General features: G+C 66.4%; 11 protein-coding genes. 7 read left to right on the top strand and 4 right to left on the bottom strand.

The window, feature by feature from the left end:
- Positions 1 to 60: 60 nt before the first annotated feature.
- On the top strand, positions 61 to 3,429 hold the full coding sequence (locus SJY20_RS15025; RefSeq protein WP_380787719.1) for a TonB-dependent receptor: 3,369 nt from the start codon (positions 61 to 63) through the stop codon (positions 3,427 to 3,429).
- 81 nt (positions 3,430 to 3,510) lie between these two features.
- Here the strand turns inward: SJY20_RS15025 and SJY20_RS15020 are convergent, their stop codons facing one another.
- The gene (locus SJY20_RS15020) at positions 3,511 to 4,653 is read right to left on the bottom strand and encodes an endo-1,4-beta-xylanase (protein WP_380787718.1); all 1,143 of its coding nucleotides are present in this window, start codon (positions 4,651 to 4,653) and stop codon (positions 3,511 to 3,513) included.
- 183 nt (positions 4,654 to 4,836) lie between these two features.
- On the opposite strand from SJY20_RS15020, the gene SJY20_RS15015 reads away from it, so the two are divergent.
- The 3 genes from SJY20_RS15015 to SJY20_RS15005 all read left to right on the top strand — a co-directional run bounded on the left by SJY20_RS15015 (position 4,837) and on the right by SJY20_RS15005 (position 10,396).
- The gene (locus tag SJY20_RS15015) at positions 4,837 to 5,610 is read left to right on the top strand and encodes an energy transducer TonB (protein ID WP_380787717.1); all 774 of its coding nucleotides are present in this window, start codon (positions 4,837 to 4,839) and stop codon (positions 5,608 to 5,610) included.
- 128 nt (positions 5,611 to 5,738) lie between these two features.
- Complete coding sequence (locus SJY20_RS15010) at positions 5,739 to 9,095, top strand: TonB-dependent receptor plug domain-containing protein (protein ID WP_380787716.1); 3,357 nt, start codon at positions 5,739 to 5,741, stop codon at positions 9,093 to 9,095.
- An 11-nt stretch (positions 9,096 to 9,106) separates the two neighbouring features.
- Positions 9,107 to 10,396 (top strand): polysaccharide lyase family 1 protein, encoded by a 1,290-nt coding sequence (locus SJY20_RS15005; RefSeq protein ID WP_380787715.1) that lies wholly within the window; start codon positions 9,107 to 9,109, stop codon positions 10,394 to 10,396.
- An 18-nt stretch (positions 10,397 to 10,414) separates the two neighbouring features.
- On the opposite strand, the gene SJY20_RS15000 is transcribed toward SJY20_RS15005, so the two are convergent.
- Both SJY20_RS15000 and SJY20_RS14995 read right to left on the bottom strand, forming a co-directional pair.
- Positions 10,415 to 11,194, bottom strand: a complete 780-nt coding sequence (locus tag SJY20_RS15000) for a formate/nitrite transporter family protein (protein WP_380787714.1) — start codon at positions 11,192 to 11,194, stop codon at positions 10,415 to 10,417.
- 4 nt (positions 11,195 to 11,198) lie between these two features.
- Positions 11,199 to 13,562 carry an FdhF/YdeP family oxidoreductase gene (locus tag SJY20_RS14995; RefSeq protein ID WP_380787713.1) on the bottom strand — a complete coding sequence of 788 codons (2,364 nt, stop codon included), beginning with the start codon at positions 13,560 to 13,562 and terminating at the stop codon, positions 11,199 to 11,201.
- Between the two features lie 242 nt (positions 13,563 to 13,804).
- Here SJY20_RS14995 and SJY20_RS14990 point away from each other — a divergent pair, with 242 nt between their 5' ends.
- From SJY20_RS14990 to rsgA, 3 genes are read left to right on the top strand one after another with little or no spacing between them, the layout of a single operon-like run.
- On the top strand, positions 13,805 to 16,048 hold the full coding sequence (locus tag SJY20_RS14990) for a beta-glucosidase (protein ID WP_380787712.1): 2,244 nt from the start codon (positions 13,805 to 13,807) through the stop codon (positions 16,046 to 16,048).
- A 40-nt stretch (positions 16,049 to 16,088) separates the two neighbouring features.
- Entirely contained in the window at positions 16,089 to 16,454 is a 366-nt protein-coding gene (locus tag SJY20_RS14985; RefSeq protein WP_380787711.1) for a hypothetical protein, read from the top strand.
- Positions 16,451 to 17,443 carry a ribosome small subunit-dependent GTPase A gene (gene rsgA, locus SJY20_RS14980; RefSeq protein ID WP_380787710.1) on the top strand — a complete coding sequence of 331 codons (993 nt, stop codon included), beginning with the start codon at positions 16,451 to 16,453 and terminating at the stop codon, positions 17,441 to 17,443. Before SJY20_RS14985 ends, rsgA begins: the two co-directional genes overlap by 4 nt.
- Before the next feature lie 21 nt (positions 17,444 to 17,464).
- Here the strand turns inward: rsgA and SJY20_RS14975 are convergent, their stop codons facing one another.
- Positions 17,465 to 17,842 (bottom strand): winged helix-turn-helix transcriptional regulator, encoded by a 378-nt coding sequence (locus SJY20_RS14975; protein ID WP_380787709.1) that lies wholly within the window; start codon positions 17,840 to 17,842, stop codon positions 17,465 to 17,467.
- Between the last annotated feature and the right edge of the window lie 45 nt (positions 17,843 to 17,887).

Genomic DNA, 17,887 nt, shown 5'->3' with positions numbered 1-17,887 from the left:
CTTTCGCACAAGACGCTACAGTTTAATGTTAGCGCTACCAAGGTGAGGGTGTCGGGCGTGATGAAAAAGACGAATTCCGTGGATGTTTCCGGTCGTGCGGTTGCCCTCAAGGGCGGCGTATCGGTGATCGCACTGTGCCTTGCGGCGACGCCGAATCTGGCAATTGCTCAGCAAGCAGGCAGCGCGACCGCGCAATCGACGATGGCTCCCAGCGCGGGACAGCGTACCGCATCCTCAAATCAGGTTTCGGCGGCCGGTTCCGAGTCGTCCTCGGGCGCCACCGCACAGCCTTCGGCGAACGCGCAGGTGCCATCGGGCGGAGTCGTACCGACTGCGGCCGAACAGGCCACCGCCACGCCGCAGGAAAAGGCCGGCAATGACGACGTCGTCGTCACTGGCATCCGTCGCAGCCTGCAGAGCGCACAGGCGATCAAGAAGAATTCGGAGGTCGTGGTCGACTCGATCTCGGCCGAGGATATCGGGGCATTGCCCGACCGCTCGGTCACCGAAGCGCTGCAGCGCGTTCCCGGCGTGTCGATCAGCCACTTCTCCGCCGGCGTCGATCCCGATCACTTCTCGACCGAAGGGTCGGGCGTCGTCGTCCGCGGCCTGACCTACACGCGCTCCGAGATCAACGGCCGCGATTCGTTCAGCGCCAACAACGGCCGCGGCCTGTCGTTCGCCGACGTGCCGTCCGAACTGCTGGGCGGCGTCGACGTCTTCAAGAGCCCGTCGGCCGACATGATCGAGGGCGGCATCGCCGGCACCGTCAACCTCCGCACGCGCCTGCCGTTCGACTCCACCGGCCTGACGATGGGCGGCACGCTCGAGAACAATTACGGCGATTTCGTCAAGAAGTCGGCGCCGACGGTGTCGGTACTGGCGAGCGACCGCTGGCACACCAGCATCGGCCAGTTCGGCCTGCTCGGCAGCTTCGTCCGGTCGCAAGTCCGGTCGCGCGCCGACAGCGTGCAGATCTCGAACTGGGGCGAGCGCGTGCTGACCGGGGCAGGGGCGCTGCTCCAGCCGCTCGACGCCAACAACGCGCCCAACGTCGGCACCACGGTCTACGTGCCGCGCGGCGCGGCGATCCGCAGCCAGGAATTCAACCGCACGCGCTATGGCTATTCGGCGGCTGGCCAGTGGCGCAGCAACGACGAGAAGATGACCGCGACCGCGCAGTTCCTGCGCTCCGATTCGCGTGAGGCGTGGACCGAGAATTCGATCGAGGTCGCGACCGACAACGTGCTCAGCGCGGGCGATTCGCAGCCCTTCCCCGGTACCAGCTTCAGCTATGACGCCGACAATGCGTTCACCAGCGGCCTGATCACCGGCCCGAACGGCTATCGCGCCGACCAGGGCACCGACATGCGCACGCCGACCAACGGCTTGCAGAGCAACAACATCGCGCGTGGCAACACCTCGCGCTATGTCACCAACGACGCCAGCTTCAACCTGAAGTGGCAGCCGACGACGCGGCTGGGCGTCACGGTGGATTACCAGCATGTCTGGTCGAAGGTGAACGTCACCGACCTGACCGTCTGGGGCACGACCTATCAGAATGCCGATATCCGCCTGAACGGCACCGATCCGGCCTATGTGAACTTCATCCCGGTGACCAACACGCCGAACAACTATCAGAACGCCGCGCATCCGAGCTATCTCGATCCGTACAACAGCTTCTACCGATCCGCGATGGACCATATCGAGGACAGCAAGGGCAACGAGGATGCCGCGCGCATCGACCTCGATTATTCGTTCCCCGAAGACAGCTGGCTGACCTCGATCCGCGCCGGCTATCGCTTCTCCGATCGCCAGAACGAAGCCCGGTCGACCGCGTACAACTGGGGCGTGCTCAGCGAGATCTGGGGCGGCGGCACCGATGCCACGGGGGCTTCGGTCGGCGCTGGCGGTCCGGTGTGGTTCGATCGTCCGATCGACGGCAACCCGGCGACGCGCACGACGGGTGCCACGGGTCCGCAGCAGGCGTTCCTGTACGACAATTTCTTCCGCGGCCAGGCGAACGATCCGTCCAATGGCGGGCGCGTCTTCTACCCGGGCGGCGCGTTGCAGGATTACGGCGCAGCGGTTCAGCAGATCAGCCAGATCGCGCATGAATGGCGTGATTTCACCTCGACCAATTCGGGTGCCGACGGCTGGGTGCCGCTGGCGCAGCGCTCCGGCGTGATCGCGGGGACGCCGTTCCTGCCCGGCGAGGTCAACCCGGTCAGTGAACGCAACAACGCCGCCTATGCCGAGGTGCGCTTCGGCAACGACCTGTCGAACGGCTGGAACCTCAGTGGCAACCTCGGTGTGCGCTACACCAGGACGAAGCGCGTCTCGTCGGGGTTCTTCTCGTTCCCCAACCAGTCGTTCAACTGCGTCCCGCCTGCGGATGGCTCGGCAATCTCGCGGTTCTGCGCGCTCCCGGCGGCGACGCAACAGGCCGCGGTGGCCTTCCAGAACGGTGCGCTGGTGCCCAACGACTCCAAGCTGACCTATGATTACTTCCTGCCGACCTTCAACCTGAAGCTGGCCGTCGGTGGCGGGCTGCAGTTCCGTGCCGCGTTCAACAAGAGCGTGGCACCGCCCGATTTCGGTCAGACCCGGTCGTTCTACAACATCAACCTGAATACCAGCGACCAGACCATCCTGTTCAACAACGGCGCCGTCGCGATCTTCGACGTCGGCAACCCGCAGCTGAAACCGGTGCGTGCCGACAATTACGACCTCACAGCCGAATGGTATTTCTCCAGCGTCGGCCAGCTGACCTTCTCGGCGTTCGCCAAGAACCTGTACGGGGTGCAGTCGGTCGGTACGCAGCGGCTGAGCTTCACCAACAACGGCGCGACGTTCGATGCGATCGTCACCACGCCGCTGAATTCTGCGGAAACCGGCAAGGTGCGTGGGTTCGAAGTCGGGTATCAGCAGACCTACGGCTTCCTGCCATCGGTGCTGGGTGGCCTGGGGCTGTCGGCGAACTTCACCTACGTGCATTCGACCGGCGTGTCGCAGCAGCAGCTCGATCCGAGCGATCCGAACGTCGCGGCGGGGATCATCTCGTCGGTCGATACCGGCAAGCTGCCGTTGCAGGGGCTGTCGAAGTACCAGTTCAACATCGGGCCGTTTTATCAGCGCAACGGGCTGGAATTGCGGGCGGCGTATAACTGGCGGTCGCGCAACCTGTTGACGATCCGCGACGTGATCACGCCGTTCGCACCGGTCTATGCGGAGAAATACGGCCAGCTCGACGCATCGATCTTCTATGCGGTGACGCCGTCGATCCGGATGGGGTTCCAGGGCGTGAACCTCAGCAATTCGGTGACGCGGACTTCGTACGTCATCAACGACAATCTGCTGACGCGTCCGCGCAACTGGTTCATCGCCGACCGCCGCTTCAGCTTCTCGGTCCGCGCATCGTTCAAATAAGCGAAAGGGGCCTGCCGTCAGGCAGGCCCCTTTATCTCCCCCCCTGGGGCGCTCCGCTACGGCAGAGCGCCCTTTTTCGTGTCAGCTACGGGGCGCCGCCGCGGCCAATGCGCCAGCGATCGCGGCGTACATCGGCTTCGGTTTGAACCCGGCGTCATAGGGGCAGGGGCGACGTCGTGCCTTGTCCTTGCGCGGCTCGAACCCCTCGATCCAGCTATAACGATCGGTCATGCCCCACAGCAGCACGTCGTGAAGCTTCGGATAGGCGAGCATGACATCGAGATAGCCGCGGGTGAAATCGGCCACGGCGCGGTCGCGCACCGCGATATCGGTCGGCAAATTGTTGTCCCGGACGTCGAGCTCGGTGACCACCAGGCCGTATCCCATCGCGGTGACGGCATCGAGGAACCGGCGCCATTCGCCTTCGAGCCCGGTGATCGTCGCGCGCGCATCGACGCCTTGCGTGACGAGGTGCGACTGCACGCCGATCGCGTCGACCGGCACCCCGCGCGCCTTGAACCCCTCGAGCAGCTTCAGCACGCCGGCGCGGTGCGTGGCGTTGCCCGGCTCCCAGCTCATATAGTCGTTATACACCAGCTGCGCGTGCGGCGCGGCGCGGCGCGCGGTGTGGAAGGCAAGGTCCAGCGTCGGCTCGGGACCGCCCAGCGCCCGCGACAGTGCGGTCTGGTACAGGCTGGCATCCTTGGGATTCACCGCCTCGTTGACGACGTCGTAGCTGCGGATCCGCGTGCCGTAACGTTGGCAGACCGTCGTGATATGCTCGACCAGCAGCTGTTCGGCGGCGCGCACGGGGGTGGCGCCGAAGTCGTGCGTCTCTTCCCAGCGCGGCATCCACTTCGGCTGGTGCCACAACAGATTGTGACCCCGTACCGGCAGCGAATTGGCATCCGCCCACGCCATCATCGCATCGAATTTCGCGAAAGCGAAGCTGGTCGGGGTCGGCCGTAGCGCCTGCCACTTCATCTCGTTCTCGGGCACCAGCAACCCACAGTCGCGTGTCAGCAGTTCGGCATAAGCCGGGTTCGCGAACGAGCCGCGATCTGCCCCCTTCGCCGCCCAGCCGAAGCTCGATCCCAGTCGCAGGCCCTTGGCCCCGGCCAGGCTCTGGAGCCCGGTTGGCGCAGCCGCAGCCGTTCCCCGCGCGCCCATCGCCACCGCCAGCCCGGCCAGCATCGAAAGCCCGCCGCGTCGCGTAATATCCACAGAACATCCTTCTCGGTTATATTTATGATAGCGCTAACGCTGGCGATTTCCGTTGGTTGGGTCAACCGGTAAGACGAGTGTGGGGATGCCCAATTTCGACAACGAGGTGATTGAAAACAGGCGTGAAACTGCGCTAGCTTTTGCTGAAGGCGCGCAAGTCGCCAAGGTCACAGGAGGGATGAAATGTTCATGGCGCTGGCGGCAGCCGCGATCTCGACGGCGAGCTACAGCCCGGTCGGCAAATGGACGCTGGACTACCAGCAGGACCTTTGCATGCTGACGCGCCCCTATGAGGGCAACGGGACCAAGGCCACGCTCGGGTTTCGGCAGGCGCCGGGAGACTTCCAGACCGAGATCATCGTGCTGCTCGCCGACACGCCGGACGATGCCTTCAGGCGCGGGATCGTTTCCATGGGCGTTCCCGGTTCGAATGCGAGGGCGCTGACCGTCGGGGTGAGCATGCGGGTGCCGGGCGGCCGCCAGCGGCTGTTGCGGTTCATGGGCGGCCATGCCGACGTCATCGGGTTCGGGTCGCAGTCAAGCGTGACGATCGAGGAGATCGGCCAACCCGCAATGACCTTCGCAATGGACCGCGCGGATAAGGCGCTGGGCGCGTTGATGACCTGCGAGATCGAGCAGATCAAATCCTGGGGTGTCGATCTGTCGCAGATGGCCGTTCCCGCCAAGCCTATCGGCGATGTCGTGAAGTGGTTCGCGTTTCCGCTGGAGGCGGCGCAGAATCGGCAGGCCGGCGATACTACCGTGCGCTGGATGATCGATACGCAAGGCGCGGTGAACACCTGTACCGTCGTGCGATCGAGCGGGAACCCGGTGCTGGACGGCGCGGCCTGCAAGCAGATCACCAAGCGGGGGCGATATCAGCCCGCGATCGGCAAGGACGGCAAGCCGATGGCATCGCTCGAAACGCGCCGCTTGGTCTGGTCGCTAGGGGGATAAGTACGCTTCGGTGTTCGCACTTGGTTCGAACTGACACGGATCAAAGCATCTATCCTTGACACCGGTAGACAATCGCTCATTAACAGACCCTTGAATTGGCAGCATAGCCAATACCGGGGAGAGAATGGATGCGTGATACGAGCTATCTGCGCGGTGGCGCGTCGATCGGGGCGATGATCGTCGGATCATTACTGTCGATGACACCGCTTACCACTGCGGCTCAGGCCCAGACCGCGACGAATACCGGCGTATCGTCGCCGACCGAGGCCGCTCCCGCGACCGGCACCACCCCACCCGATCAGACCGCGACCGCGCCGCTCGGCACCTCGCCGGTCGAGCAGGCCGAGACCGCCGCGCAGAGCGGCGAGGATGCCGACATCATCGTCACCGGGTTCCGGGCCAGCCTGGCCAGCGCGGTCGACCAGAAGCGCCGGTCGAGCCAGATCATCGACGCCATCACCGCCGAGGATATCGGCAATTTCCCCGACGCCAACCTCGCCGAATCGATCCAGCGGCTGCCCGGCATCTCGATCGATCGCGACAATGGCGAGGGGCGCAGCATCACCGTTCGCGGTCTCGGCGGCGACTTCCAGCAGGTCCGGCTGAACGGCGCCGACGCGCTCAGCATCACCGGCGGCGGCAACGACGCGTCGGGCGCCAACCGCTCGCGCGGGTTCGATTTCAACACCTTCGCGTCCGAACTGTTCGGCGGCGTCACCATCACCAAGACCACGTCGGCCGCGAACGACGAGGGCTCGCTCGGCGCGATCATCGACCTGACCACGGGGCGTCCGCTGAACTACAGCAAGGACCGCTATGCGCTGGGCTTGGAGGGCGAGTACCGTGAGAACGGCAAGACCGTGAACCCGCGCCTGACCGGGCTGGTGTCGAAGCACATCACTGATACGCTCGGCATCCTCGGGTCGATCGCGTACCAGGACCAGAAGCAGCAGATCGATTCCTACCAGCGCAGCATCGGCGCGTTCGACTATGCGTATCGCAATTCGCAGCTGCTCGGCGTCACCCCCAACACCTTCGGCTTCGCGCGGCCGTCGACGGCAGGGACCGGCGCGACGTTCGGGTCGGACCCGGCTGCCTATGCGCTGGTCACGCCCAACACGCTGATCCCCGCGCTGCCATCGATCAACCGCCAGGACCTGCACTACAAGCGGCTCGGCGCCACCGGCACGATCCAGTGGAAGCCGACCTCGCACACCGAACTGACCATCGACGGGGTCTATTCGCGGTACCAGCAGGACCTGACCACCGCCGGCATCACCACGATCGGGCTCAACCGCAACGGCACCAACGCCAATGCCGCGCGCGGCGCGCTCGGCGCGGCAGGCACCCCCGCCGGGCTGACCAACCGGCTCGCGCTCTATCCGAACTGCGTGCCGTCGGCGACGCTGGACTGCGGCCAGTCGCTCAACGGCGGCGGCCTCGTCGCCGGCACGCGCGCCAGCTACAATCCCAACAACCTCAACCCGTTCGACTATTATAATTCGACCGTATCACCCGGCTATATCGCCGACGTGAACCAGTCGGCGTTCTACACCCAGCTGATCGGCCGCCCGAACACCAAGATCCGCACCGCCAACGTCAATTCGGCCGGCCAGGCGGATTATCTCGTGCTCGACGATGTCGACTGGCGCAGCTCGACCCAGCGCGTCCAGGGCACGACCAAATTCTACCAGGGCACCGTCAACCTCCGCCAGGATCTGGGCGACACCCTGCGCTTCGACGGCACCGCGGGCTATTCGCGCTCGGAATACACCGGCAAGACCACGCTCGCCGAATTCAACGCGATCGACCAGGACAACTACACCTTCGACGAGCGCGGCGATGGCAAGATGCCGGTGTTCAGCCCCGGCTTCGACGTCGCCAATCCGCAGAGCTGGTCGCTGGTGAAGGGCCTGTCGACGATCCGCTACCTCAGCGACAATATCGTCAACTCCTTCCGCGTCGCGCGCGGCAACCTGACTTGGAGCGTCAACGACCAGTTCAAGGTGCTGACCGGCCTGACCTACAAGAAGTTCAGCTATTCCAGCAACCAGGGCCGCCGCAACAGCGATATCGAGGCGATCAACCCGACGCTGGCGGAGGCGAAGTTGAACATCACCGATCTCGGTCGTGCCTATGGCTTCGGCAGGGGTCTCGACGTGTCCGCGGGCACGCCGACCAGCTTCTATGCGCCCGACATCGACAAGTTCAACACCCAGTTCGGCATCAACTGCAACTGCATCAACAAATGGGGTGACTTCCGCGCGCAGGTCGATGCGCGCCAGGCGAACCGCGTGACCGAGGACGATTTGTCGGGGTATCTGCAGTTCGATTGGGACAGCAAGCTGCTGGGCCTGCCGTTCCGTGGCAACGCCGGCACGCGGATCGCGCGGACGATCGTGCGCGGCACCGGATCGGTCGGCGCCGCCGCCAACGGCGTGATCGGCACCACGGTCACCGCGCGCAACGAATATACCGACTTCCTCCCCGCGATGAACGCGACGCTGGAGTTCCTCCCCGACACGCTGCTGCGGTTTGCGACGGCAAAGGTCATCTCGCGGCCTCAGCTCGCTGCGCTGACGCCGGGGACGACGTCGTTCCCGACCGGACTCAACGCCACCACGGCACCGCAGATCACCGTGGGCAACCCGTATCTCAACCCCTATCGCGCCACCAATATCGACTGGGCGGTCGAGCATTATTTCGGGCGCGGCGGGATCGTCTCGGTCGGCTTCTTCATCAAGAACCTCGAGAATTTCCCGCAGCAGATCGCCGGCGAATACGCGCTGCAGGCGATCTACGACGGCCCGACGCTGCAGGCGATCCTGGCCGGCATCACGAGCCCGACGCTGCTCGCCTATACCCAGGGCGGCGGGACCTTTGCGGTGCGGCAGTTCAACGACGCGCCCGGCGGCAAGATCAAGGGCGTCGAGGTCAACGTCCAGTCGACCTTCAGCTTCCTACCGGCGCCGTTCGACAAGTTCGGCGTGACCGCGAACTACACGCACATCGCGTCGCAGCTGAACTATCTGACCAGCGCGCAACTGGCGACGACGCGCACCCAGACCGGCACCGCGGTCAACGCGTTCGCCACCGGGCCCTTCCTCAACACCTCGCCGGACGCCTTCAACGCGACGCTCTATTACGAGGATGCGCGCTTCTCCGCGCGCGTCTCGGGCGCGTATCGCACGGAATATGTCACGCGCTTCCCACTTGCCGCGGGCACCTGCGCGGTCGGGCTGACGACCAACAACGGTGCGGTCTGCAACTCGCCGGTGATCTCCGACTTCGGTTATCGCGCCAGCCAGCTCAACGTCGATGCGGCGATCGCCTATTCGGTCACCGATTTCGCCAAGCTGACGCTGGAGGGCCGCAACCTCACCAACGTCGCGACCTATTCGACCGAATATCAGGACAATCCGGTGGCGCAGAACTACCAGAGCACCGGCCGTGTCATCACTGCCGGCCTGCGGGTGGTGTTCTGATGATCGGCCTGATGCTCCTCGCTACGGCCGTCACGCAGCCGCTGGCCTTTCCGGGTGCCGAGGGTGCCGGCCGCACCGCGCTCGGCGGGCGCGGCGGCAAGGTCATGATCGTGACCACGCTCGCGGATCACGGGAAGGGGTCGTTGCGCGACGCGGTCGAGGCACGGGGCCCGCGCATCGTGGTGTTCGCGGTGGCGGGCACGATCCAGCTCGAAAAGCCCCTGCGCATTCGTGAACCGCGGATCACCATCGCCGGCCAGTCGGCACCGGGCGGCGGCATCACGCTGCGCGACCAGCCGCTCGAAGTGTCCGCCGACGATGTCGTGATCCGCTTCATCCGGTCGCGGCTGGGTGACGAATCGAAGACCGAGAGCGACGCGATCTGGATCGTCGATGGCCACCGGATCATCCTCGACCATGTCTCGGCAAGCTGGTCGGTCGACGAGACGCTATCCGCGTCGGCGAACTACACCAAGCCGGGGCAGGGGTTCTACGACCTGACCGTACAATGGTCGATCATCGCCAATTCGCTGACGCACTCGCTCCACGCCAAGGGCGAACACGGCTATGGCAGCCTGATCCGCGGTGGTCGTGGCGCCCGCATAAGCTTCCACCACAACCTCTGGGCGAACCACGAGGCGCGGATGCCACGGCCGGGCAACTACAGCGGCCCCGACGTCGATCCGGACGGCGCGTATTTCGATTTCCGCTCGAACGTGTTCTACAATTGGGGCGGCGGACGGTCGGGCTACAACGCCGACAAGGCGAGCCTTGCGCGCTATAATTTCGTCGACAACACCTACGTCGCCGGGCCGCAGTCGGTGAAGCCGATCGCGTTCGACGAATCCAACACCCTGGCCAAGGCGTATTTCGCCGGCAACAGCATGAACGGCGCGATCCCCGCCGATCCGTGGTCTCTCGTCACCGGCGTGCAGGCCCCGGGCTACCGGCTGACGACGCCGGTCGAGATGCCGCCAGTGGCGCGCGAGCCCGCCGCGGCATCCTACCCGCGGGTCCTGGCCAGCGCGGGCGCATCGCATGCCCGCGACAGCATCGACGTGGCGGTGATTGCGGGCGTGCGCGACCGTACCGGGCATCAGATCGACAGCCAGCGCGAGATGGGCGGCTGGCCTACGCTCGCGACCGGCACCGCGCCGGTCGACACCGATCATGACGGCATGTCCGACGCCTGGGAGCGTGCCCACGGCCTCGACCCGGCGCGCGACGACAGCACGAGCGACCGCGACCACAACGGCTACACCGCGATCGAGGACTATCTCAACCAGTTGGCGAGCGCATAGCGCTCGCCACACGGCGTCCTAGCGTGCGACCGCCGGGGCGTCGGTGCGCGCGGCGATGCCATAGGCGAAGACCACGAATACCAGCGCCCCGATGATATTGCCGAGCGTCACGAACGCCAGGTTGTGAAGGATTCCGGGGATCATGATGGTCTCACCGGGCGAGAAATAGCCAAGCGTCAGCGCGGTCATGTTGGCGACCGAATGCTCGAACCCCGCCGCGACGAACGCGAGCAGGATCCAGCCCATGACGATGCACTTGGCCGCGTCGCCGGTGACCCGTGCGGCAGCCCAGATCGCTAGGCAGACCAGCCAGTTGCACAGGATCGCGCGGCACAGCAATGCAAGCCCGTCGGCCTCGACCTTGTGCGCGGCGTAGGCGTTGAACATCGTCGCGGCGTTGGCGAACACCTGCCCGCCGCCGCCCGCAATGAAGAGCGCCGACAGCAGCAACGCGCCGACGAAATTGCCGATCCAGACCACGACGAGCAGCAACGCGGCGTCCGCCCAGCTGACGGTGCGGCGCATCAGCCCGAAGCCCAGATACATGACATAGCCGGTGAACAGCTCGCCCCCTGCGAACACCGTCAGCAGCAGCCCAAGCCCGAAGGTCGCGCCCATCACCAGCGGACGGACGCCGGCGGGCAGGCCGGCGGCGGTGCTGATCGCGAGGATCATGGCGATGCCGATATAGGTCCCCGCCAGCATCGCGCCGACGAAGAACCCGAGCGGGGAGCGGCGGATCGCGACGGCTTCCGCGGCGGCGCGGTCGGCGAAGCCGGTAATGGTCGGTGCGTACATGGCGTCAGGCTTTCACAGGAAGCGGCTGGCCGGCGACGCCTGCCCGCTCGACGATACGGTCGGCGCCACGGTTGGTTCCGGCGGCGTGGATCTGCACCGGCACCGACTTGTACGACGGCGTGAAGCTCTGCGGGTCGTGATCCTCGAGTGCGATCAGCGGCTGTGTCTCGGGATAATAGGACGCGCAGCAGCCATCGGGCAGCGCATGTTCGACCAGCATCAGGCCCTGGACGATGCGGTCGTCGCGCTTGAAGTCGAGCGCGGTGGTGACGTCGACCACGTCGCCCTCCTCGAAGCCCAGCCGCGCGAGCTCCTTGGCGTTCATGAACAGCACGTCGCGCCGGCCGAACACCCCGCGATAGCGGTCGTCGAGCGCATAGATCGTGGTGTTGTACTGGTCGTGCGACCGCAACGTGGTCAGCCGCAGCACGCTCGGATCGCGGGTGGTCTCGTCCTCCTCGACGCCGGGCGCGACCATGAAATTCGCCTTCTTGGTATCGGTCAGCCAGATCCGCTCCGCTGCCGAGTTCGGCAAGTGGAAGCCGCCGGGCTGGCGGACGCGGACGTTATAGTCCTTGAACGCCGGGAACACCGCCTCGATCTTGTCGCGGATCAGGTCGTAGTTCGCGACATAGCCGTCCCAGTCGATCCCGCCCTTGGCGCCCAGCGTCGCCTTTGCGATGCCGGCGACGATCCACGGTTCGGAGCGAACGTTCTCGCCCGGCGGCATCAGGAACCCGCGCGAGGCGTGGACCATCGACATCGAATCCTCGACCGTCACCGATTGCGGGCCGCTCTCCTGCAGGTCGCGCTCGGTCCGGCCCAGGCACGGCAGGATATAAGTCGCGCCCTTGGCCATCAGCAGCTGGGTGCGGTTGAGCTTGGTGGTGATGTGCACCGCCAGGTCCATGTTGCGGAACCCCTGCGCGCACGCCTGCGGGTCGGACGACGCGATCGCCAGGTTGCCGCCGAGGCAGACCACCGCCTTGGCCTTGCCGTCGCGCATCGCGGCGATGCTCTCGACCACCGAATGGCCGTGCTCGCGCGGCGGTTCGAACCCGAACACCTCCTGCATCTTGTCCAGCAGCATCGGCATCGGCCGCTCGGTGATGCCGACGGTGCGGTCGCCCTGGACGTTGCTGTGGCCGCGAAGCGGGCAGATGCCGGCGCCGGGGCGGCCGATATTGCCGCGCAGCAGCAGCAGATTGGCGATCTGCTGGACGTTGCTGGTGCCGGTGCGGTGCTGGGTGATCCCCATCCCGTAGCAGGCGATCGCGGCGGTCGACTGCGAATACAGCCGCGCCACTTCTTCCAGGTCGCTCTGGCCGAGCCCGCTGGCATGGACGATGTCCGCCCAGTCGCTGGTTTCCAGATCGGCGATCAGCGCGTCGAAGCCGGCGGTATGCTCCGCGATGAATTCGTGATCGATCACCGCCGGCGCGCCCGCTGCAGCCGCCGCCTTGTCGAGCGCGACCAGTGCCTTGCAGATGCCCTTGATCGCGGCCGCGTCGCCGCCGACCTTCACCTGCAGATAGCTGGTGGCGATCGGCGTCGCCGACAGCGTTGCCATCTCGACCACCGACTGCGGCGATTCGAAGCGTTCGAGCGAGCGTTCCTTGAGCGGGTTGAAGGCGATGATCTTGCCACCGCGACGCGCGACCTCGCGCAGCGTCGCCATCATCCGCGGATGGTTGGTGCCGGGGTTGTGACCGATCGAGAAGATCAGGTCGGCGTGATCGAAATCCTCGAGGCTGACGGTGCCCTTGCCGATCCCGATCGACTTGGGCAGCCCGACCGAGGTCGCCTCGTGGCACATGTTCGAACAGTCGGGGAAATTGTTGGTGCCGTACAGCCGCACGAACAGCTGCAACAGGAACGCCGCCTCGTTCGAACAGCGACCCGAGGTATAGAACTCCGCCTGGTTCGGGTCCTCCAGCTTGGCAAGGCCCGCACCGATCTCGGCCAGCGCCTCGTCCCAGCCGACGACCTCGTAATGGTCGGTCGCCGCGTTGTAGCGCAGCGGCTCGGTCACGCGGCCTTCGCCCTCCAGCCAATGGTCGGTCTTCGCCCACAGGTCCGACACCGAATGCGTCGCGAAGAACTCGGCGCCGATCCGCTTCGCGGTCGATTCCCACGCCACCGCCTTGGCGCCGTTCTCGCAGAATTCGAACGACGAGGTGTGTTTGGGGTCGGGCCATGCACAGCTCGGGCAGTCGAAGCCGTCGGGCTGGTTCGACTTGAGCAGCGTCTGCGCGCCACGCTGAACGATCTGCTGCGCCTTCAGCGAGATCGCCACCGCCTTCAGTGCACCCCACCCGCCGGCCGGTCCGGTATAGTCCTTGATCCCCTCGGGACGTGGCTTACGCATACTCGATCTCCTGCAAGCGGGCGACATACACGCGCCCGCGCATCCCGCGCTTCAACGGACCCGCGGAGTATGACGCAAGCAAATTCGTGACCCGGTCGGGCAACGGAATTTTTCGGCGAAACCCTTGAAATCGCGGGACGGCATCGAGACTGGGAGGGTCGATGTCCCGCCCGACGTTGTACTGGGCGGGCGGATATGCTGATCTTCGCCAGGGCGCGAGACGGCGCCAAAGGGGAATCAGGATGTCCAAGGCTTTTCGCGCAGCGTTGCTCGGTGCGTCGCTGATCGTCACTGCAGGGGGCGTCGCCGCGCGCGATACGACCGCCCCGACCTCCGACGATGCCCGCGAACGTGCGCGCGCGATCGTCGCGCGGATGACGCTCGACGAAAAGATCGCGCTGGCGCACGGCCTGTTCCCGCCGATGGCGAAGGGTAAGACCACCAGCGAACTGATCCCCTCCGCCGGCCATATCGACGGCATCCCGCGTCTGGGTGTCCCGCTGGTTCGCGAAAGCGACGCCTCGCTCGGCGTCGCGAACCAGGTCGAACAGCGCAAGGGCGACGTCGCCACCGCGTTGCCGTCCAGCCTGGCGACCGCGGCGAGCTTCGATCCCGCCATCGCCCGCGCGGGCGGCGCGATGATCGGCGCCGAGGCACGCGCCAAGCGCTTCAACGTGCTGCTGGCGGGCGGCGTCAACCTGACGCGCGATCCATGGAATGGTCGCAACTTCGAATATCTCGGCGAGGATCCGCTGCTGTCGGGCGAGATGGCGGGGGCGCATATCGCCGGCGTCCAGTCGAACCACATCGTATCGACCGTGAAGCATCTCGCGCTCAACGCACAGGAGACCGGCCGAATGGTCGTCGACGCGCGGATCGACGAAAAGGCGTTCCGGATGAGCGACCTGCTCGCGTTCGAGATCGCGATCGAGAAGGGGCGGCCGGGGTCGGTGATGTGCGCGTACAACAAGGTCGGCGGCGACTGGGCGTGTGAAAACGACTTCCTGTTGAACCAGGTGCTCAAGCGCGACTGGGGCTATCATGGCTGGGTGATGAGCGACTGGGGCGCGGTGCATTCGACCGTCAAGGCGGCGAACGCGGGGCTCGACCAGGAATCGGGACAGGAACTCGACAAGGCGGTCTATTTCGGTGCGCCGCTGAAGGCCGCGGTCGGGCAGGGTACGGTGTCGCCGGCACGGCTCGACGACATGGTCGCGCGCTACCTGACCGGGCTGATCGAGAGTGGCGCCTATGACACGCCGGTTCCCGAGACCGCGCAGACCCCACCCTATGCGGCGCATGCCGAGGTGGCGCAGCGTGCCGCCGAAGCCGGCATCGTGCTGTTGAAGAACGACACAGCGTTGCTGCCGATGGCGACGACGGCGAAGCGCATCGTGCTGATCGGCGGGCGTGCCGATGTCGGCGTGCTGTCGGGCGGCGGGTCGAGCCAGGTGCGATCGGTCGGCGGTGCGCCGATCGAGATTCCGCTGACATCGGGCGCGGCGATGTCGTTCGCGCGCTACACCTATCACGCCTCGTCGCCGCTGAAGGCATTGCAGGCCGCGCTGCCCGGCGCGCGCGTGACCTTCGTCGACGGCAAGGACGTCGCAGCGGCGGCGGCGGCGGCGAAGGCGGCGGACATCGCGATCGTCTTCGCGACGCAGTGGACCACCGAGGCCCAGGATGTGGCCACACTGGCGCTGCCCGACCGGCAGGACGCGCTGATCGCCGCGGTCGCCGCCGCGCAGCCGCGGACCGTCGCGGTGCTGGAGACCGGCGGTCCGGTGCTGATGCCGTGGATCGCCTCGGTCCCCGCGGTCCTGCAGGCCTGGTATCCCGGCCAGCGCGGGGGCGAGGCGATCGCCGCCATCCTGACCGGCAAGGTCAATCCGTCCGGCCGCCTGCCGATCACCTTCCCCGCCGCCGCGACGCAGGCACCGCGCGCCGCGCCGGTCGGGCTCGACCGGTTGAATTCGGCCGAGGCGCAGGCCGCCGCCGATCCGGGGAGCGGGTTGGGTGCGCAACTGGCGAGCTTCCCGGTCGACTATGTCGAGGGCGCCGATGTCGGCTATCGCTGGTACGAGAAGAAGGCGCAGCGGCCGCTGTTCGCGTTCGGTCATGGGCTCAGCTACACCGGCTTCGCCTATCGCAACGCCGTCGCGACCGGCGGCAAGACGCTGAGCGTGACGTTCGAGGTGACCAACACCGGCAAGCGCGCGGGCGCCGACGTGCCGCAGATGTACGTCGCGCGCGACGGCGCCGCGACGCCGATGCGGCTGGCGGGCTTCACCCGCGTGACGTTGCAGCCGGGCGAGATGCGGCGGATCACGCTGACCGCCGAGCCGCGGATCGTCGCGGAGTACGATACCGCGCTGCCCGGCTGGCGAATCGCGGGCGGCGCCTACCGCGTGGCGGTGGCGCACGACGCGCAGGATCGCGCGCTGGTGACGACCGCGACGCTGGACGCGACGACCATGAAGCCCTGACAATCCGGTCTTCGCGCACTAGGTTGTGCGCGAGGTGATGATGGTCGGTAGCGTTGTGAAGGACTGGGACGGCGCTGCCGTACGGAAATGGCTGGAAGGCCGGATCGTGGCCGCGCGCTCCGATCAGGTCAGGGCGGAGCGCGGCGGCTATGGCTTTCACGACGATTGCGACAAGGCGACTGCGGAAGAGATGGTCTGCACGCTGGTGAAGAGCGAAGCGTCGACCGCGGACGCGGCGGTGTTCACCCGCGACCTCCGCGCGGCGCTCGACCGCGACGAATATGTCTGGCGCGGCGTGTATGACGACACCCGGTTCGACCGCCACGTCCGCGCCTATATCAAGAAGCTGATCAAGATGGCAAAGACCAACGACGGGTTCGACAGGACCGGACATTATCAATCATGAGCGCAATCGACCCACGGTTGTTCGATCTCGGCTGGGACGCGCACTTCGCCGAGCAGGTTTCGCCGGAAGACGGCGCATTCCCGGTCCGCGTGATGTCGGTCCATCGCGGCAAGATCGCGGTGGCTGGCGCACTATGGGAGGGCTTCGTGCTGCCCTATATCCAGGGTGCGCAGCCGTCGGACGATCACCCGACCGTCGGCGACTGGCTGATGGTTGCCGGAAATCCGCCGCTCGCGCTTCGGGTGCTGCGCCGCAAGAACCTGTTCAAGCGCCGCGCGCCGGGTGATCCGCGACGCGAGCAGATGATCGCCGCGAACGTCGACACGGTGTTCCTGGTGGCATCGTGCAACCAGGACTTCAGCGTCGCGCGGATCGAGCGCTATCTGGTGCTCGCGCGCGAAGTCGGCGTGCAGGCGGTCGTGGTCCTGACCAAGACCGACCTGACCGACGACCCCGGATCCTTCGCCACCGCGGTGCGCGCGATCGAGCCGGGGCTGGTGGTCGAGACCGTCGACGGCCGCGATCCCGCCGACGTCGTCCGCCTTGCGGCCTATTGCGGGCCGGGCCGCACGGTCGCGTTCCTGGGATCGTCGGGGGTCGGCAAGTCGACGCTGGTCAATACCCTGCGCGGGTCCGACAGCATCGCCACCCAGGCGATCCGCGACAGCGACGGCACCGGGCGGCACACCACGACCGTGCGGCAGATGCACCGGCTCGATCACGGCGGCTGGCTGCTCGACCTGCCCGGCATGCGCGAATTGCAGCTGTCCGAAGCGACCGCGGGCATCGCCGAAGTGTTCGACGATTTCGAGCGGGCAGCGCAGGACTGCAAGTTCTCGAACTGCACGCACGGCAGCGAACCGGGGTGCGCGGTACGCGCCGCGATCGCATCGGGCGAGCTGACGTCCGAACGGTTCGCGCGCTGGCGGACGCTGGAAGCCGGCGACAGCGCCCCCGCGATCCAACCCGGCCGGAGACGGCCCCGCTAGCACCAGCCCCGATAGCACCAGTCAGGCAGGCGGTCGGCTCCAGCTCTCGCGCTCCGCGAACACCCGCGCGACCGCGTCCATGTTGTCCGCGCCCCAGACGCAGAGCGGCGCGAGTGCCTGCGCCAGGCTGTGGCCGAGCGACGTGAGCGTATAGTCGACGCGCGGCGGCACCTCGTGGTGGTCGGTGCGAAGGACGATGCCGTCGGCCTCGAGCTCCTTCAGATGCTGGATCAGCATCTTGTCGCTGACTCCGCGCACCGCGCGCCGCAACTCGCCATAGCGGTTCGGCCCTTGCGCCAGGAAGTACACGATCAGCGGTTTCCACTTGCCGGAAATGATCCGCAGCGTCGCGTCGAGACCGCAGCTGAACGCAGGCGGCGGGGACATGGTATCGGTCATCGCGGGTACTTACCAAAAGGTGCATACTTGTCGATAGGTTTGTGG

The sequence above is a fragment of the Sphingomonas sp. R86521 genome, assembly GCF_042466235.1.
In the GTDB taxonomy this organism is placed as follows: Bacteria; Pseudomonadota; Alphaproteobacteria; order Sphingomonadales; family Sphingomonadaceae; genus Sphingomonas.
Note: the sequence above shows the minus strand (reverse complement) of the source record. Positions and strands in the feature narration are given on the sequence as shown.